General features: G+C 67.7%; 17 protein-coding genes and 1 other RNA gene. 9 read left to right on the plus strand and 9 right to left on the minus strand.

Features of this window, described 5'->3' with window-relative positions; all coding sequences use genetic code 11:
• Positions 1-726: a DUF484 family protein gene (locus tag CWC60_RS21955; protein WP_109796061.1), complete on the minus strand. Its 726-nt coding sequence runs from the start codon at positions 724-726 to the stop codon at positions 1-3.
• 3 nt (positions 727-729) lie between these two features.
• Entirely contained in the window at positions 730-1404 is a 675-nt protein-coding gene (gene fsa / locus CWC60_RS21960; RefSeq protein ID WP_109796062.1) for a fructose-6-phosphate aldolase, read from the minus strand.
• A 74-nt stretch (positions 1405-1478) separates the two neighbouring features.
• Between fsa and CWC60_RS21965 the strand changes: the two genes are divergently transcribed.
• From CWC60_RS21965 to CWC60_RS21990, 6 genes are all read left to right on the plus strand, one after another.
• On the plus strand, positions 1479-3698 hold the full coding sequence (locus CWC60_RS21965) for a primosomal protein N' (RefSeq protein WP_109796063.1): 2220 nt from the start codon (positions 1479-1481) through the stop codon (positions 3696-3698).
• Positions 3699-3918: 220 nt separating this feature from the next.
• Positions 3919-4479, plus strand: a complete 561-nt coding sequence (locus tag CWC60_RS21970; RefSeq protein ID WP_109796064.1) for a F0F1 ATP synthase subunit delta — start codon at positions 3919-3921, stop codon at positions 4477-4479.
• The gene (gene atpA, locus CWC60_RS21975) at positions 4479-6011 is read left to right on the plus strand and encodes a F0F1 ATP synthase subunit alpha (protein ID WP_109796065.1); all 1533 of its coding nucleotides are present in this window, start codon (positions 4479-4481) and stop codon (positions 6009-6011) included. The genes CWC60_RS21970 and atpA overlap by 1 nt, the downstream gene beginning before the upstream one ends.
• A 25-nt stretch (positions 6012-6036) precedes the next feature.
• Entirely contained in the window at positions 6037-6918 is an 882-nt protein-coding gene (locus CWC60_RS21980; protein ID WP_109796066.1) for a F0F1 ATP synthase subunit gamma, read from the plus strand.
• Between the two features lie 50 nt (positions 6919-6968).
• Positions 6969-8393 (plus strand): F0F1 ATP synthase subunit beta, encoded by a 1425-nt coding sequence (gene atpD, locus CWC60_RS21985; protein WP_109796067.1) that lies wholly within the window; start codon positions 6969-6971, stop codon positions 8391-8393.
• A gap of 55 nt (positions 8394-8448) precedes the next feature.
• Positions 8449-8880, plus strand: a complete 432-nt coding sequence (locus CWC60_RS21990) for a F0F1 ATP synthase subunit epsilon (RefSeq protein WP_109796068.1) — start codon at positions 8449-8451, stop codon at positions 8878-8880.
• 78 nt (positions 8881-8958) lie between these two features.
• Here CWC60_RS21990 and CWC60_RS21995 read toward each other — a convergent pair whose 3' ends face one another.
• From CWC60_RS21995 to CWC60_RS22010, 4 genes are all read right to left on the minus strand, one after another.
• Entirely contained in the window at positions 8959-9102 is a 144-nt protein-coding gene (locus CWC60_RS21995; protein ID WP_109796069.1) for a DUF3096 domain-containing protein, read from the minus strand.
• A 91-nt stretch (positions 9103-9193) separates the two neighbouring features.
• On the minus strand, positions 9194-11077 hold the full coding sequence (gene cobT, locus CWC60_RS22000) for a cobaltochelatase subunit CobT (protein WP_109796070.1): 1884 nt from the start codon (positions 11075-11077) through the stop codon (positions 9194-9196).
• 7 nt (positions 11078-11084) lie between these two features.
• Positions 11085-12089 (minus strand): cobaltochelatase subunit CobS, encoded by a 1005-nt coding sequence (cobS, locus tag CWC60_RS22005; protein WP_109796071.1) that lies wholly within the window; start codon positions 12087-12089, stop codon positions 11085-11087.
• 36 nt (positions 12090-12125) lie between these two features.
• On the minus strand, positions 12126-12695 hold the full coding sequence (locus CWC60_RS22010; protein WP_164516691.1) for a J domain-containing protein: 570 nt from the start codon (positions 12693-12695) through the stop codon (positions 12126-12128).
• A gap of 79 nt (positions 12696-12774) precedes the next feature.
• Between CWC60_RS22010 and CWC60_RS22015 the strand changes: the two genes are divergently transcribed.
• The gene (locus tag CWC60_RS22015; RefSeq protein WP_109796073.1) at positions 12775-13047 is read left to right on the plus strand and encodes a BolA family protein; all 273 of its coding nucleotides are present in this window, start codon (positions 12775-12777) and stop codon (positions 13045-13047) included.
• Between the two features lie 4 nt (positions 13048-13051).
• On the opposite strand, the gene CWC60_RS22020 is transcribed toward CWC60_RS22015, so the two are convergent.
• From CWC60_RS22020 to thyX, 3 genes are all read right to left on the minus strand, one after another.
• On the minus strand, positions 13052-14590 hold the full coding sequence (locus CWC60_RS22020) for an acyl-CoA synthetase (protein ID WP_109796074.1): 1539 nt from the start codon (positions 14588-14590) through the stop codon (positions 13052-13054).
• A gap of 67 nt (positions 14591-14657) precedes the next feature.
• Positions 14658-15095, minus strand: a complete 438-nt coding sequence (locus CWC60_RS22025; RefSeq protein WP_109796075.1) for a YybH family protein — start codon at positions 15093-15095, stop codon at positions 14658-14660.
• 173 nt (positions 15096-15268) lie between these two features.
• Positions 15269-16204: an FAD-dependent thymidylate synthase gene (gene thyX, locus CWC60_RS22030; RefSeq protein ID WP_109796098.1), complete on the minus strand. Its 936-nt coding sequence runs from the start codon at positions 16202-16204 to the stop codon at positions 15269-15271.
• A 75-nt stretch (positions 16205-16279) separates the two neighbouring features.
• Here thyX and ssrA point away from each other — a divergent pair.
• Together ssrA and CWC60_RS22040 are read left to right on the plus strand one after the other, a co-directional pair.
• Positions 16280-16593, plus strand: a transfer-messenger RNA (tmRNA) gene (ssrA, locus tag CWC60_RS22035).
• Between the two features lie 63 nt (positions 16594-16656).
• Complete coding sequence (locus CWC60_RS22040) at positions 16657-17154, plus strand: SspB family protein (protein WP_109796076.1); 498 nt, start codon at positions 16657-16659, stop codon at positions 17152-17154.
• Positions 17155-17235 lie beyond the last annotated feature (81 nt).

Below are 17235 nucleotides of genomic sequence, written 5' to 3' on the forward strand. Positions count from 1 at the left end.
TCAGGCCGCGGGAAGATTCAACCATTTGCGCAGGCATCTTTCCAGCACTTCGGCCATGAAGGCGAGCAGTTCGGTGCCCTGGCCGGGGTGGAAGCGGCCCCCCTCCCGGCTGCCCAGCGCCAGCAGCGCCACCGGGGCGTGGCTGTTCGGCGTCAGCCGGACCAGCGCGTCGGAGCGGACCAGCGCCGCCGCCGGGCCGAACATCCGTTCCGTGTCCTCGGCCCGCTCGCGCAGCAGCACGCGGCGCTCCGGCCCCAGCGCCTGGTCGACGGCGCCCACGGGCAGGACGTAGACGCCCTGGGTCCGCGAAGCCGGCGTGCCGTCCGATTCGATGCAGAGCGAAGACGCGTCCACGTCGAGCAGCAGCGGCAGGTCGTGGGTGACGGTGTGGATCAGTTCCTCGAAGTCGCGGGCGTCGAGCAGGGCCAGCACCGCCTGGTGGATCAGGGCCTGGCTGGACAGGTTGGAGCGCGCGGACTGGATCAGTTCGTCATGGCTGTCGCGGGTGCGGGCCAGATCCTGCTGCAGGCGCGTCACCATGAAGCCCTGCATGTCGACGATCTCCGCGCCGTCGCCCGGGGCCTCTTCGAAGCGGGACGGCGGCGCCAGCCGGCGCAGCAACTCCGGCCGGCGGTTCAGGAAGTCGGGATGGCGGGCCAGGAAGTCGGCGACCTCGTCCTCGGTCGGGCCGTCTGGCGGGTTCTTTCCGGGGCGCCGGGCGGCCACCGTTCAGACCTCGGCCGTGTCGGCGTCCAGGATCGACTGGCCGGTCTTCGCCCAGTCGTCGAGGAAGGCCTTCAGGCCCTTGTCGGTCAGCGGGTGGTCCGCCAGGCGGTGCAGCACGTCCGGCGGCAGGGTGGCGACGTCGGCGCCGATCTTGGCCGCCTGCAGCAGGTGCATGGGATGGCGGATCGAGGCCACCAGCACCTCGGTCTCGAAGGCGTAGTTCTCGTAGATCTCGACGATGTCGGAGATCAGCTCCATGCCATCCTGGCCGATATCGTCCAGCCGGCCGACGAAGGGCGAGATGAAGCTCGCGCCCGCCTTGGCGGCCAGCAGCGCCTGGTTGGCGCTGAAGCACAGCGTCACGTTGACCATCACGCCGTCGTCGCTCAGCGCCTTGCAGGTCTTCAGCCCGTCCATGGTCAGCGGCACCTTGACGGCGATATTGGGCGCGATCTTCGCCAGTTTCCGGCCTTCCTTCAGCATGGTGTCGTGATCGGTCGCGGTGACCTCGGCGGAGACGGGGCCGTCGATCAGACCGGCGATCTCCGCCACCACGTCCAGGATGCGTGCACCGGACTTGGCGATCAGCGACGGATTGGTGGTCACGCCATCCACCAGCCCGGTCGCGTTGAGCTCGCGAATCGCCGCCACGTCCGCGCTGTCGACAAAGAACTTCATGCTTAACCCATTGCGTTTGCTGGCGGGGGCCTGCGCGGCTTGCTGCGCGAACCGGCCGCCATAGACTGGCCGGCATGTCCGACCCCGGTTCCTCCCCCCGACTTGTTGCGTCCGGCCCGGCCCGCGTCAAGGTCTTGCTGCCGCTGCCGTTCGGGGAGCCCTATGACTATCTGGCCCCGGGGGACCGGGTTCCGCCGCCCGGCGCGGTGGTGCGCGTCCCCCTCGGTCCGCGCGAGGTGACCGGCGTCGTCTGGGACGAACCGGAGGGCGGCGACGCTGCGCCGGTGGCCGCGGCGAAGCTGAAGCCGGTGCTGGAGATCCTGGACGGGCTGCCCGCCCTGGACGATGCCTTCCGCCGCTTTCTCACGGTCACCGCGCGCTATTACATCCGGCCGCTGGGCGACGTGCTGTCGATGGTCACCCGCCGGCTGGGCCATGCCCGGCCGCCCCGGCCGGTCACCGTCTACCGCGCCACCGGCGAGACGCCGAAGCGCATGACCCCGGCCCGCGAGCGCGTGCTGGAGGCCGCCAGCGGCGCGCCGCCCATGACGGCGAAGGATCTGGCCGAGATCGCCGGCGTCGGCCCCTCGGTGGTCAAGGGACTGGCCGAACAGGGCGCGCTGGAGGCCTTCGAGCGCGCGGCGGACCCGCCGCTGGCGCAGCCCGATCCGGCGGCGCGGCGGCCCGAACTCAACCCCGACCAGAAGCAGGCGGCGGACGCGCTGCGCCGGGCGGTGGGGCAGGGCTTCTCGGTCACCCTGCTGGAAGGCGTGACCGGCGCCGGCAAGACCGAGGTCTATTGCGAGGCCGTGGCGGAGGCCCTGGCGGCGGGCCATCAGGTCCTGGTCCTGTTGCCGGAGATCGCGCTGACCCAGCAGATCGTCGGCCGCTTCGCCGAACGCTTCGGCGCGGCGCCCGTGCAGTGGCATTCGGGCCTCAGCGACCGGGACCGGCGGCTGGCCTACCGCCGCATCGTCACCGGCGAGGCCCGGATCGCCGTCGGTGCGCGCTCGGCGCTCTATCTGCCCTTTCCCGATCTCGGCCTGATCGTCGTCGACGAGGAGCACGACACTTCCTACAAGCAGGAAGACGGGCTGCACTATCACGCCCGCGACATGGCGGTGCTCAGGGCCTCCATCCTGGAACGGCCTGCGGTGCTGGTCTCCGCCACGCCTTCGCTGGAGACGGTGAAGAACGTCCGCGACGGACGCTACGCCCATGTTCGCCTGCCGCAGCGCTACGGCGTCGCCGAACTGCCGGCGATCACGCTGGTCGATCTGCGCGAGGCGCGGCCGCCGCCCGGGCGCTGGATCTCGCCCCCGCTCGAGCAGGCGGTCCGCGAATCGCTGGAAGCGGGCGAGCAGGCGCTGCTGTTCCTGAACCGCCGGGGCTACGCGCCGCTGACGCTCTGCGACGCCTGCGGCTTCCGCCTGCAGTGCCCGCACTGCACCGCCTGGCTGGTCGAGCACCGCTATCTCGGCCGGTTGCAGTGCCATCACTGCGGCTACGAAACCCGCAAGCCGAAGGAATGCCCGTCCTGTGGCGCGGAGGACCGGCTGAAGGCCTGCGGGCCGGGCGTGGAACGTCTGGCCGAGGAGGCGGCGGCGCTGTTTCCGGAGGCGCGGCTGGCGCTGATGACCTCGGATCTGGTGCGCGGGCCCGAACAGGCCGAAAAGCTGATCGAGGCGATGAACCGCGGTGAGGTCGACCTGATGATCGGCACCCAGATCGTCGCCAAGGGCCACAATTTCCCGGGGCTGACCACCGTCGGCGTGGTCGACGCCGATCTCGGCCTGGAGGGCGGCGATCTGCGCGCGGCCGAGCGCACGCATCAGCTTCTTCACCAGGTGGCGGGCCGCGCCGGGCGCGCGGAGAAGCCGGGGCGGGTGCTGGTGCAGACCCACCAGAGCGAATCGCCGGTCCTTCAGGCGCTGGCGCGCCACGACACGGACGCCTTCGTCGAGCGCGAACTCGATTCGCGCCGTGCGGCGGGGATGCCGCCCTTCGGCCGGCTGGTGGCCCTGGTGCTCTCGGCGCCGGAGCATGCCCAGGCGCGCGAGCTGGCGGCCATGCTGGCCCGCGCAGTGCCGGGGGCGGGCGACAGCGACATCCGCGTGCTGGGTCCCGCGCCGGCGCCGATCGCGGTGGTGCGCGGCCGCCATCGTTTCCGGTTCCTCGTCTCCAGCCGTTCCGGCCGGGCCCTGCAGCCCTATGTCCGCCAGTGGCTGAAGGACGTGAAGCTGCCCGCCGCCGCGCGTCTCGTCATCGACGTGGACCCCCACAGTTTCCTTTGATTTCCGGGACCTGGCGGCCCCCGGCGGCGCAATGGACACAATGCCGCAATGGGGGGGATTGCCGTTCTGAAAGAGCGCATGCTAGAAGCCGCCGGGTTGCACGCGATGCAGGGGGCACCGCGCTGTGACCGCTTTGTCTGAGCGTTGGAGGCCCGGCTGTTCCCGAAGCGAAGACGCTAGAGAACGTCGGGCAGGGCACTCACCTTCGGGGACGGATTTCTTGGCTGCCGATAAATCGATTACAGCCGGCATCGCCGGACGATACGCGACGGCTCTGTTCGATCTCGCGGAAGAACAGAATGCGCTGGACGACGTACAGCGCGACCTGCAGACGATCTCGAGCCTTCTCGAAGAGAGCGCGGATCTGGTGAAAGTGGTGCGATCGCCCGTCATCAGCCGTCAGGATCAGGCCAGCGCGATGGACGCCGTTCTCGAGGCCGCCGGCGTCGGCCGGACGGTCAAGAACTTCGTCGGCGTGGTGGCGCAGAACCGGCGGCTGTTCGCACTGCCGGGAATGATCCGCGCCTACAACGAGCTTCTGGCCCAGCATCGGGGCGAGGTTTCGGCCTCGGTCACCTCGGCCCGGCCGCTGAGCGAGGCGCAGCGCCAGAAGCTGTCCGACACGCTGAAGCAGGCGGTGGGACGGGACGTCAACATTGAAACCAGCGTGGACGAGGGGCTGCTCGGCGGCATGGTCGTCCGGGTCGGCTCCCGCATGGTCGACTACTCGCTGGCCACGAAACTCAACAGTCTACGGTTGTCGATGAAAGGGGTTGGATGATGGACGTCCGCGCCGCAGAAATATCCGACATTCTCAAAGAGCAGATCGCGAACTTCGGCTCCGAAGCCGATGTTTCCGAGGTCGGCCAGGTGCTCTCCGTCGGTGACGGCATCGCCCGCATCTACGGCCTCGACAAGGTCCAGGCCGGCGAGATGGTCGAGTTCCCGAACGGCATCAAGGGCATGGCGCTCAACCTCGAGAGCGACAATGTCGGCGTCGTGATCTTCGGTTCCGACCGGGCGATCAAGGAAGGCGATACCGTCAAGCGCCTCGGCACCATCGTCGACGTACCCGTGGGCAGGGGCCTGCTGGGGCGCGTGGTCGACGGCCTGGGCAATCCCATCGACGGCAAGGGCCCGATCGAGGGCGCGGAGCGCAAGCGCGTCGAGGTCAAGGCGCCGGGCATCATTCCGCGCAAGTCAGTGCATGAACCGATGCAGACGGGCCTGAAGGCGCTGGACGCCCTGGTCCCCGTCGGCCGCGGCCAGCGCGAACTGATCATCGGCGACCGCCAGACCGGCAAGACCGCCGTCGCCATCGACACCTTCATCAACCAGAAGAACATCAACGCTTCCGACGACGAATCGAAGAAGCTCTACTGCATCTACGTCGCCGTGGGCCAGAAGCGCTCCACCGTGGCGCAGGTCGTCAAGCAGCTGGAGGACAACGGCGCGATGGAGTACTCCATCGTGGTCGCCGCCACCGCCTCCGAGCCGGCGCCGCTGCAGTTCCTGGCGCCCTATACCGGCTGCACCATGGGCGAGTACTTCCGCGACAACGGCATGCACGCCGTGATCGTCTACGACGACCTGTCCAAGCAGGCCGTGGCCTATCGCCAGATGTCCCTGCTGCTCCGCCGCCCGCCGGGCCGCGAGGCCTATCCGGGCGACGTCTTCTACCTGCACAGCCGCCTGCTGGAGCGCGCCGCGAAGATGAGCGATGCGCACGGCGCGGGTTCCCTGACGGCGCTGCCGATCATCGAGACCCAGGCGGGCGATGTGTCGGCCTTCATCCCGACCAACGTCATCTCAATCACCGACGGCCAGATCTTCCTGGAGACGGACCTGTTCTACCAGGGCGTCCGGCCGGCCATCAACGTCGGCCTGTCCGTGTCCCGCGTGGGCTCTGCGGCGCAGACCAAGGCGATGAAGAAGGTCTCGGGCTCGATCAAGCTGGAGCTGGCGCAGTACCGCGAAATGGCGGCGTTCGCGCAGTTCGGTTCCGACCTCGACGCCTCGACCCAGCGTCTGCTGAATCGCGGTGCGCGGCTGACGGAACTGCTGAAGCAGGACCAGTTCTCGCCGATGACGGTCGCCGAGCAGGCCGTGTCCATCTTCTCGGGCGTGAACGGCTATCTGGACGGCATCCCGGTCGACAAGGTGACGGATTTCGAGCAGTCGTTCCTCAACGAGATGCACGCCAGGCATCAGGACGTGCTCGACACGATCCAGAACACCGGCGAGCTCTCCGACGAGACCCAGGAGAAACTGAAGTCCATCCTGGATGATTTCGCCAAGACCTTCGCCGCCTGAACAGTAAAGCCGGAGCGACAAGCCCATGGCCAATCTGAAAGCGCTGCGCGGCCGCATCACGTCGGTCAAGTCGACGCAGAAGATCACCAAGGCGATGAACATGGTCGCCGCGGCGAAGCTGCGCCGCGCGCAGGACTCGGTCGAAGCCTCCCGGCCCTATGCCGAGCGGATGGAGCGTGTCATCGGCACGCTCGCCTCCGGCATGGAGGGCCGCGACGACGCCCCGCCGCTGCTGGCGGGCTCGGGCGCCGACCAGCGTCACCTGATCGTCGTGGCCACCGCCGAACGCGGTCTCTGCGGCGGCTTCAACGCCAACATCGCCAAGCGCGCCCGCGCCAAGATCGCCGAGCTCGAAGTGGCCGGCAAGGAGGTGCAGATCCTCTGCGTGGGCCGCAAGGGCCGCGACGCGCTGCGCCGCATGCACGGCCGGAAGATCATCGACACGATCGAACTCGCGGGCGTGCGCAATGTCGGCTTCGAGCACGCCAGCCCCATCGGCCAGCGCCTGCTGAAAATGTTCGAGAACGGCGAGTTCGACGTCTGCCACCTGATCTTCTCGAAGTTCGTCTCCGTGCTGACGCAGGAGCCGACGGTGCTGCGGCTCATCCCCGCCCAGGTTTCCGGCGATGTCGAGCCGCCCGACCTCGAAGGCGCGGTCTACACCTACGAGCCCGACGAGGACCAGATCCTGCGCGAGCTGCTGCCGCGCAACATCTCGGTGCAGATCTTCCGCGGTCTGCTGGAGAACGCGGCCTCCGAACAGGGCGCGCGGATGACTGCGATGGACAACGCCACGCGCAATGCGGGCGACATGATCGACAGGCTGACGCTGGAGTACAACCGTCAGCGCCAGGCGGCGATCACGAACGAGCTTATTGAAATCATCTCCGGCGCCGAGGCGCTGTAGCGGGTAAGGGTTAGCGAAAGGTCCAACCTTTCAGAAGGCGGGAGCAGAAAATGGCTACCAATGTTGTCGGTAAGGTCACGCAGGTGTTGGGCGCGGTCGTCGACGTGCAGTTCGAGAACGAGTTGCCGGCGATCATGAACGCGCTGCACACGGAACTGGACGGCAAGCGTCTGGTGCTCGAAGTGGCGCAGCATCTGGGCGAGAGCACTGTCCGCACCATCGCGATGGACGCCACCGAGGGCATGGTCCGCGGCCAGGAAGTGACCGACACCGGCGAGGCGATCATGGTGCCGGTGGGGCCGAAGACGCTGGGCCGCATCATCAACGTCGTCGGCGAGCCGATCGACGAGCGCGGGGAGATCGGCGCCGAGATGACGGCGCCCATCCATGCCGAAGCCCCGTCCTTCGCCGACCAGTCCACCGAGTCCGAGGTTCTGGTGACGGGCATCAAGGTCGTGGACCTGCTGGCGCCCTACGCCAAGGGCGGCAAGATCGGCCTGTTCGGCGGTGCGGGCGTGGGCAAGACCGTGCTGATCATGGAGCTGATCAACAACGTCGCGAAGGGCCATGGCGGCTATTCGGTCTTCGCCGGCGTCGGCGAGCGCACGCGCGAGGGCAACGACCTCTATCACGAGATGATCGAGTCGGGCGTTATCGACCTCGAGGGCGGCAATTCGAAGGCGGCGCTGGTCTACGGCCAGATGAACGAGCCGCCGGGCGCCCGCGCCCGCGTCGCCCTGACCGGGCTGACCCTGGCGGAGTATTTCCGCGACCAGGAAGGTCAGGACGTGCTGTTCTTCGTCGACAACATCTTCCGCTTCACCCAGGCGGGCTCCGAGGTTTCGGCGCTGCTGGGCCGCATCCCCTCCGCGGTGGGCTATCAGCCGACGCTGGCCACCGACATGGGCACCCTGCAGGAGCGCATCACCTCCACCAACAAGGGCTCGATCACCTCGGTGCAGGCCATCTACGTGCCGGCCGACGACCTGACCGACCCGGCGCCGGCCACGTCCTTCTCGCATCTGGACGCCACCACGGTGCTGTCGCGCCAGATCGCGGAGCTCGGCATCTACCCGGCGGTGGACCCGCTCGATTCGACCTCGCGCATTCTCGATCCGCGCGTCGTCGGCGAGGAGCACTACGAGGTCGCGCGTCAGGTGCAGGAAGTGCTGCAGCGCTACAAGGCGCTGCAGGACATCATCGCCATTCTGGGCATGGACGAGCTCTCGGAAGAGGACAAGCTGGTCGTCGCCCGCGCGCGCAAGATGCAGCGTTTCCTGTCACAGCCGTTCCACGTCGCCGAGGTCTTCACCAACACCCCGGGCGTCTTCGTGGACCTGGAAGAAACCGTCCGCGGCTTCAAGGAGATCCTGGAAGGCAAGCACGACGACCTGCCGGAGAACGCCTTCTACATGGTCGGCACCATCGACGAGGCGCTGGACAAGTCGAAGAAGCTGGCCGCCGAGGCGGCGTAGGACAGAGGTCCTGCCCGTGCAGCGTCCGTCGCCATCCGATCAGGGAGCGTAGACAGTGGCCGACAAGATCAACTTCGAGCTGGTTTCGCCCGAGCGGCTGCTCGCCACGGTCGAGGCCGAGATGGTGGTGGTGCCCGGCACCGAGGGCAATTTCGCCGTGATGCCGGGGCACATGCCGCTGGTCTCCACCCTGCGCCCCGGCGCGCTGGAGATCTACGAGAACGACGGCGCGGCGCCTTCCGCCCGCTATTTCGTCGCGGGCGGCTTTGCCGAAGTGGCGCTGGACAGCTTCACCGTCCTGGCCGAAACGGCGATCCCGCTGGCCGATCTCAGCCGCGATCATCTGGATCAGGAAATCCGGAACGCGCGCGAGGATCTGGAGGACGCCGGCGACGACGAGGAGAAGCGTACGGCGATCGAGGAGAAGCTGTCGCAGCTCGAGGACATCAAGGGTGTCCTCGGCAGCGACACGACCATGATCCCCTGACGCTCCGCGTCTTCTGCAACCGATCCGGGGTCCGGCGTTCGCGCCGGGCCCCTTTTCGTTTCGGCCCCGGCCGGTCGGTCAGGCGAGACCGATCAGCGTCACTGCGCCGACGATGATCAGATAGGCGGCGACGATGTAGTTGAGCAGCCTGGGCGCGATCAGGATGGCGATGCCGCCGATCAGGGCGATCAGACCTTCGACAAGCGTGGGCGAGATGTACATGGCGGATTCCCCCGTTCTCGTTCTTCGACAGACGTGTCGGGGGGATATGGGGCCGCAGGAGCCGAAGCGCAAAGCGCGCGTCGGCGCGGCCTCAGGAAACCAGCGCGCCCGTGGTCCTGCGCCGGCGGCGGGGCTGCGGGCTGGCGGCCCCCGTGTCGTCGTCGAACAGCTCCGCCAGCTTCTCCATCATCGCGCCGCCGAGCTGCTCGGCGTCGACGATGGTGACGGCCCGGCGGTAGTAACGGGTCACGTCGTGGCCGATGCCAATGGCGATCAGTTCGACCGGCGAGTTCTTCTCGATCCATTCGATGCTCTGGCGCAGGTGGCGGTCGAGATAGTTGCCTGCGTTCACCGAAAGCGTGGAATCGTCGACCGGGGCGCCGTCGGAGATGACCATCAGGATGCGGCGCTGCTCCGGCCGCGCCATCAGGCGGTCATGCGCCCAGCCGAGCGCCTCGCCGTCGATGTTCTCCTTCAGCAGCCCCTCGCGCAGCATCAGGCCGAGGTTCTTGCGTGCGCGGCGCATGGGCGCGTCGGCCGGCTTGTAGACGATGTGGCGCAGGTCGTTCAGCCGGCCCGGGTTGGGCGGCTTGCCCGCGGCCAGCCAGGCCTCCCGCGACTGGCCGCCCTTCCAGGCGCGCGTGGTGAAGCCCAGGATCTCGACCTTCACCGCGCAGCGCTCCAGCGTGCGCGCCAGGATGTCGCCGCACATGGCCGCTACCGTGATCGGGCGGCCGCGCATGGAGCCGGAATTGTCGATCAGCAGCGTCACCACCGTGTCGCGGAAATCCATGTCCCGCTCCATCTTGTAGCTGAGCGGCAGGACCGGGTTGGCGACCACGCGGGCCAGCCGCGAGGTGTCGAGATAGCCGTCCTCCAGGTCGAACTCCCAGGAGCGGTTCTGCTTCGCCATCAGGCGGCGCTGCAGCCGGTTGGCCAGCTTGGCGACCACTGTCTGCAGGCTGTGGAGCTGCTGGTCGAGCTGGCCGCGCAGACGGCTGAGTTCCTCGGCGTCGCAGAGGTCGGTGGCCTCGATCACCTCATCGAAGGCGGTGGTGAAGGGGCGGTACTGCTTGCGCTCGGGATCGTTGGCGAAATCGTCCGGGTAGACCGGGCGCTTGCCCTTGCCGGCCTCCTCGCCGTCGCCCTCCATCTCGTCCTCGCCGGCGGCCTGGACCTGCTCGCCCTGCTCGTCGGCGCCCTCATCGCCGTCGCCCTGCTCGGCGGACTGGGGCTCGGAGGCCTGATCGCTGCCCTCTTCGCTTTCCTGCTCCGACTGCTGCTGCTGTTCGCTGTTGTCCTCTTCGGAGTCCTGATCGTCCTCCTCGCCCTCGGCCGGTTCGTCCTCCATGTAGCCGAGATCGCGGATCAGCTGCCGCGCGGCCCTGGCGAAGCCTTCCTGGTCGTCGAGATTGTCGAGGAGTTCCGAGACGTCGCCGCCGGCCTTCTCCATCAGCTCGTCGCGCCACAGGTCGAGCACGTTGCGCGCGTCGTCGGGCAGGGGCTGGACGCCCAGCGCCTCGCGCAGCATGAAGCCGACCGCCTCGGAGAGCGGGGCCTCCGACTGGTCGCGCAGACGGCCGTAGCCGCGCACGCGGCAGCGCTCCTCCAGCGCGGCGTTCAGGTTCTCCGCCACGCCCGACATGCGTTTCGCGCCGATCGCCTCGACGCGGGCCTGCTCGATGCTCTCGTAGATCGCGCGCGCGGTGCCGCCCTGGGGCAGGTTCCGCCGATGCACCTTGGCGTCGTGATGCTTCAGCTTCAGCGCGAAGGCGTCGGCGGCGCCGCGGATCTGGGCCAGCTCGGCCTTTTCCATGCGGCGGCTGGGCACGGGCAGGCGCACGCGTTTGCCCCGGAGGGCGGGCGTCTCCGGACCATAGGTGACCTCCGCGTCCCGCTCCTCGGCGACGGCGCGCAGCGCGGCGGCGACGGCGCGCTTGAACGGTTCGGTCGGTGGTTCCTTGCCCTTGCTCAAGCCTGCCTCAGTTCACCGTGACGCTGGCGGCGGATTCCGGCAGGTCCTTGCCCATGCAGCGCTGGTAGTACTCGGCGACGATGGGGCGTTCCATCTCGTCGCACTTGTTGAGGAAGGTGACGCGGAAGGCGAAGCCGATATCGCCGAAGATCTCGGCGTTCTCCGCCCAGGTGATCACCGTGCGCGGCGACATGACCGTGGAGATGTCGCCGTTGACGAAGCCCGCACGGGTCAGGTCGGCGACGTTCACCATGGCGCTGATGGCCTTCTTGCCCTTGGCGGTGTCGTAGGCCGGCGCCTTGGCCAGCACGATGTCGCACTCGGCGTCGTGCTCCAGGTAGTTCAGCGTGGTGACGATGTTCCAGCGGTCCATCTGGCCCTGGTTGATCTGCTGGGTGCCGTGATAGAGGCCGGTGGTGTCGCCCAGTCCGATGGTGTTGGTGGTCGAGAACAGCCGGAAGCAGCTGTGCGGCTTCAGCACGCGGTTCTGGTCCAGCAGGGTCAGCTTGCCGTCATGCTCCAGTACGCGCTGGATCACGAACATCACGTCCGGCCGGCCGGCGTCGTACTCGTCGAACACCATGGCGACGGGGTTCTGCAGCGCCCAGGGCAGGATGCCGTCACGGAACTCGGTCACCTGCTGGCCGTCGCGCAGGACGATGGCGTCCTTGCCAACCAGGTCGATACGGCTGATGTGGCTGTCCAGGTTGACGCGCACGCAGGGCCAGTTCAGGCGCGCGGCAACCTGCTCCACATGGGTCGACTTCCCGGTGCCGTGGAAGCCCTGGATCATGACGCGGCGGTTGTATTTGAAGCCGGCCAGAATGGCCAGCGTGGTGTCATGGTCGAACAGGTAGGCGGGATCCATCTGCGGCACGCGGTCGGTGGACTCCGAGAACGCCGGCACTTCCATATCGCTATCGATTCCGAACGCCTGCCGCACGGAAACGGTCATGTCCGGGAGCCCCTTGGGCAGCGTCGGCAGGTCGGCGGCATAGTCGGTGGAGGTCATGCGTAATCCCTGATCGTGGAACGGGAAGTAGGTCCGTCAGCCAAGACTGGCGCTCAGCACGCCATAGGCTTCGTTGATGTGCTTCAACCGATCCTCATAGCCGCGATCGCCGCCATTGGCATCAGGATGAAAGCGTTTGGCGAGTTGCTTATAACGAAGCTTGACCTCACGCAAGTCGTCGGTCGGTTCGATCTGCAATACGTTGAACGCGCGGCGCTGCGCGGCCGTGAAGCGCTTCTCCGGATTCGGGCGTGGCTCCGGCGGCGTCTCCGGATGGTCGTAGAGGCCGAACGGGTCGCGCAGATCGTCCGGGTGGAAGCGGCGCGAGACGCGCTCGCCCAGCTTCCATGTCGGCCGGTGCGCCCAGTGAACGGACCGCTGGAAGTTCTCCACTTCCACCTCACTCATGCCGTCGAAGTAGTTCCAGGACTTGTTGTATTCGCGCACGTGGTCGAGGCAGAAATGGTGATAGCCGTCGGCCGGATTGCGCGATTTCGGCGCCCGGAAGGCGCCTTCGGCCTCGCAGTCGTCGCGGTCGCAGAACCGCTCGATGGGGCGGTTGCGTTCCGCGCTGGTCTGATATTTCTTGTTCCGGCCTCTCAGCATGCTGCGGAGTATGGTGGCGGCCGGAGCAACGAACAAGCTTGACAGGCGCGACAGACCGCGCCCCCGAAAAGGAAACGACATGACCTATCGCGAGCGGATCGAGAGCAAGCTGAACGCGGCTTTCAGCCCTGCCGAACTGACGATCCGCGACGATTCCGAAAAGCACCGCGGACACGCCGGCTACCGCCCGGAGGGCGAGACCCATTTTCACGTCCGCATCGTCTCGGCCGCCTTCGACGGTCAGAACCGCGTCGCCCGGCAGCGCGCCGTCTACCGCGCCCTGAAGGCGGAACTGGACGAGCGCGTGCATGCGCTCTCGCTGGAGACCCTGACTCCGGCGGAGGCGGCCTGACGGCTCAGGCCGCGTCGGCCTTGCCGATGCTGTCGCGCAGTTCCCGTTTCAGCACCTTGCCGGTGGCGTTGCGCGGCAACTCGCTGATGAACTCGACCCGCTTCGGCGTCTTGTAGGTGGCCAGGTTCCGCCGGCAGTGGGCGATGATCGCCTCTCCGGTCAGCTCGGCGCCCTTCTTCAGCACGATCACCGCGCAGCCGATCTCGCCCCACTTGTCGTCGGGCAGGCCGATGACGGCCGCTTCGGCGATGCCGTCGAGCTGGTAGATCACGTTCTCGACCTCCGCCGGATAGACGTTCTCGCCGCCGGAGATGTACATGTCCTTGGTGCGGTCGACGATGTAGTAGAAGCCGCGCTCGTCCATGCGCGTGGCATCGCCGGTGTGCAGCCAGCCGTCGGTGATGGTCTCGGCCGTCGCCTCCGGACGGTTCCAGTAGCCGGGGGTGATGTTCGGCCCCCGGACCCAGAGCTCGCCGACCTCGCCGGGCGCCACGTCCTCGCCGTTCTCGTCGACGATCCGCACCTCGTTGTGCATTACCGGCTTGCCCGAGGAGCCGGGCGCGGTCATGGCGTCGGCGGCGTCCAGCACCAGCACGGACGGGCTCGTCTCGGTCATGCCGAAACCCTGCGCCAGGCCCAGCCCCTTCCGGTCCCAGGTTTCGAGGAGCGACAGCGATGACGGCGCGCCGCCGATGCCGGCCATCCGGACCCCGGAGAGGTCGGCGGTCTCGAATTCGGGCTGCTGCGCCATGAACTGGTAGTTCGCGGGCACGCCGAAGAAGTGGGTGATGCCAAGTTTGCGGTCCGTGAGCAGGTCCAGACATGCCTTGGGGTCGAATGCCTTCATCACATGGACCGTGCCGCCGGCATGCAGAACGGGGTTCGTGTAGCAGTTGAGACCGCCGGTGTGGAACAGCGGCAGCACGGTGAGCTGCACCGCGTCCGGCGTGATCCGGTGCGGCAGGCCCAGATTGACCGTGTTCCAGAAAGTCATGCCGTGGGTGATCATGGCGCCCTTGGGCAGACCCGTGGTGCCGGAGGTGTACATGATGGTCCAGAGATCGTCGTGGTCGAGGTCGACCATCTCCGTCGGCACCAGGTGGCGGGCGATGCCGCGCTCATAGGGTGAATCGGAGCCGTCGCCATTGGTCTGCGCCAGATGCGGGATGCCGACTTCCGCCGCCACGGCCCTGGCGCTGTCGGCGAACTCGGCGCCGTGGATCAGCGCCTTCGGACCGGCGTCCCGGGCGATGAAACAGAGCTCGGGGACCGTCAGCCGCCAGTTCAGCGGCAGGAAGACCGCGCCCAGCTTGGCGCAGGCGAACTGGATTTCCAGTACGTCCGTGGTGTTGGGGGCCAGCACGCCGACGCGGTCGCCGCGCCCGATGCCGAAATCTTCCCTGAGCCAGGTGGCGACCCGGCCGGCGCGGTCGTTGGCGCGCCTGTAGGAAAAGCGCCGTTCGCTCGCCAGGTCGCACATTGCCAGGTGGTCGCCGCGGAACGCCGCGTTCTTCGCCAGCCAGTCATAGACCTTGACCGCCATGTCTCATCCTCCCCTTCGATGCGAGGGACGATGATAACGGCGCGGGCGCGAAGGTAAATGCGACGAGTCAGGCGGGCTGCTTGCGCCTGGGCGCCTCGCGGTCGTGCCACCACAGGCGCACCAGGCGGGCGGTGTCGTCGGCGGCGAGGCGGCATTCGATGACGCCGTCGAACTCCAGCCGGAGTCCGGCCTCGGGGAGATCGAACTGGGCCGCCCAGCGGGCCACGCCCAGGTCGTCGCGAACGGCCATCGTCCTGTACATGAAGACCACGTTGTCCTGGCGCCCCAGGGCTTCCTGCCAGTGGGCCAGGATCTCGGAGCGGCCACGGCAGGGCGGGCCGAAGGGCGTCTCGAAGAAACCGCCGTCGCCGGCGAACAGCGCCGCCATCTCCTCGGCGTTCCGGTTCTGCCAGGCGCTGCCGAAGGCCTGGAGCCAGCGGTCGAAGCGTTCCGTCATCGCCGCGTCCGGACTATCGGCACGGGACTCGCCGCTGGGTTCGCTCATCGCAAAACGTCTCTTTCCTGCCGGCTGCGGACACGCACGGAAACCCCTTCCCTCTAGCCCCTCTGACCCATCAAGGCAATGATGGCCCACCTGAGCGGAGGCAAATACCGTGCCGCCGGGCGCGCCGGCGGGCGATCATGCCTTTCGCGTCCGGCTCCGGCGCGCGGCGAGCCTCAGCCGCGGCCAAGCGCGGCCATCATTTCCCGCCATTCGCGCGCCGAAAGACCGCTGTTTTCCTGCGTCACGGCCTCGCCGTCGAGCATCCGGCGCAGCGCCGCCACGCCCTTCGCCGACAGGTGCGCGCCGCCCATGCGGTATTCCTCGAAGGCGGCGGCGCACAGCGGCGTCCAGGCGCGCAGCGTCTCCATCATTGCATCCGCGTAGACGCGAATTTCATATTGCGCGTGGCTGTCGGCGCGCAGTGACAGGAAATGCATCAGATTGTGCAGGTCCGTCTTCCAGTACCACTGGGTATAGAAGTTGAGCGACAGGTTCATCCGCGCCAGCTCCCGCGCCAGCCCGCAGCGCTCCGCGTCCAGCGGCTCGCCGGCGTCGTCCTCGTTCAGCATCTCCTGGTAGTGTTCGTAGGCGCGCTCCGAATCCTCGCGCAGCAGGCGCATCACGCGCTCCGCCTCCTCCCCCTGCAGCACGTCGCCCCGGCCCTGGCGGTTGGACCGCGACTGGGCGGCGAGCTGCGCCGGCGCCGGGATGTAGAACTCCCGGTCCAGGATGGAGTAGCGGGCGGAGTATTCGTTGACGTTGGCGGTGCGGTGGCGGATCCACTGCCTGGCTACGAAGATCGGCAGCTTCACGTGGTACTTGATCTCGCACATCTCGAACGGCGTGGTGTGCCGGTGGCGCATCAGGTAATTGATCAGGCCCGAATCCTGGCTGACCTTGCGCGTGCCGCGGCCGTAGGAAACGCGCGCGGCCTGAACCACCGCCGCGTCGTCGCCCATGTAGTCGATGACCCGCACGAAGCCGTGGTCCAGCACCTCGATGGGGCGGTAGAGCATTTCCTCCAGCGCCGGCGAGACCGCGCGCCGCGTCGGGGTCGCCTCGGCCCGCTGTTCCTCGATCTCGCGAAGCTGTTGGGCGGAAAGCGGCATGTCGTGATGCTCCGTAGCCAGGGGAGCGGCGATCATAAGCCGATTCGCGGCCGTCCGCCGAAGGGGCTCTTCGGCGCGCTGGAAAATTCCTGCCAAGTGCTTATATTGCAGGCGTCGGGTGACCGACTATGGCGATAAACGCTACGTGGAATAAGCGTAACGGACCCGGGGGCAGTACCCGGCGCCTCCACCAATTTCCCGCCTCGCGGGGGCTTCATGGGGGCGAAACAGGATCGACGTGCGTGGTAAAGACGTGGTTTTCGCCCGGAATGGCTCCGCCGTTATCGGGCCGTTTTCACAAGTGCCAATGACAACGAAATGGCGCTCGCTGCCTAATATTGCCAGGTAAGCGCGGCACGGGGGACGCCGGGCAACAGAAGTCCCCCACTGAATTCGCGCCGCCGTGGGGGCGGCCAGAAGGGGGCGTGGGCCGAAAGGTCCGGGAGGCTCGGATGAATTATTCCGAAATGGTCGAAGACGCATTGCGCGGCGTGGTCCGCGCAGCGCTGCAGAAGGCCGCGACGGACGGGCTGCACGGCAACCATCATTTCTATGTCACGTTCCTGACGCGGTTCCCCGGCGTGGAACTGCCCGATCATCTGCTGGAGCGTTATCCCAGCGATATCACCATCGTCCTGCAGCACCAGTACTGGGATCTGGAGATCGGCGACGAGGCCTTCGAGGTTTCGCTCAGCTTCAACAAGCTGCCGACGCGCATCCGGGTGCCATACGTGGCCATCACCTCCTTCGCCGACCCCAGCGTCCAGTTCGGGCTGCAGTTCCAGCCCCAGGGCGAATGGGCGCCCGCCGAAGGTCCGGTGGATCCGGCCCGGAACCTGCCCGTCGGCGGCGACAGCGACGAGGCCGACGAGATCTCCGACGAGGCGCCGGCCGAGGAGGAGAAGCAGGGCGAGGTCGTCTCCCTGGACGCGTTCCGCAAGAAGAGCTGAACCGGCCGGCCGGCGCACCCGCGACAGGCGAATCGCAATTTGCACCTGCGCCCCGCGTCGGCCCGAACCAAATGGCTGTCA

Source organism: Minwuia thermotolerans (assembly GCF_002924445.1).
Taxonomy (GTDB): Bacteria; Pseudomonadota; Alphaproteobacteria; order Minwuiales; family Minwuiaceae; genus Minwuia; species Minwuia thermotolerans.

Coding starts and splice junctions, on each gene's coding strand:
- atpD (WP_109796067.1), top strand. CDS start 6,969: ATGGCTACCAATGTTGTCGGTAAGGTCACGCAGGTGTTGGGCGCGGTC.
- CWC60_RS22040 (WP_109796076.1), top strand. CDS start 16,657: ATGAATTATTCCGAAATGGTCGAAGACGCATTGCGCGGCGTGGTCCGC.
- CWC60_RS22020 (WP_109796074.1), bottom strand. CDS start 14,590: ATGGCGGTCAAGGTCTATGACTGGCTGGCGAAGAACGCGGCGTTCCGC.
- CWC60_RS21995 (WP_109796069.1), bottom strand. CDS start 9,102: ATGTACATCTCGCCCACGCTTGTCGAAGGTCTGATCGCCCTGATCGGC.
- CWC60_RS22010 (WP_164516691.1), bottom strand. CDS start 12,695: ATGCTGAGAGGCCGGAACAAGAAATATCAGACCAGCGCGGAACGCAAC.
- CWC60_RS21980 (WP_109796066.1), top strand. CDS start 6,037: ATGGCCAATCTGAAAGCGCTGCGCGGCCGCATCACGTCGGTCAAGTCG.
- CWC60_RS22025 (WP_109796075.1), bottom strand. CDS start 15,095: ATGAGCGAACCCAGCGGCGAGTCCCGTGCCGATAGTCCGGACGCGGCG.
- CWC60_RS21965 (WP_109796063.1), top strand. CDS start 1,479: ATGTCCGACCCCGGTTCCTCCCCCCGACTTGTTGCGTCCGGCCCGGCC.
- cobS (WP_109796071.1), bottom strand. CDS start 12,089: ATGACCTCCACCGACTATGCCGCCGACCTGCCGACGCTGCCCAAGGGG.
- atpA (WP_109796065.1), top strand. CDS start 4,479: ATGGACGTCCGCGCCGCAGAAATATCCGACATTCTCAAAGAGCAGATC.
- CWC60_RS22015 (WP_109796073.1), top strand. CDS start 12,775: ATGACCTATCGCGAGCGGATCGAGAGCAAGCTGAACGCGGCTTTCAGC.
- fsa (WP_109796062.1), bottom strand. CDS start 1,404: ATGAAGTTCTTTGTCGACAGCGCGGACGTGGCGGCGATTCGCGAGCTC.
- thyX (WP_109796098.1), bottom strand. CDS start 16,204: ATGCCGCTTTCCGCCCAACAGCTTCGCGAGATCGAGGAACAGCGGGCC.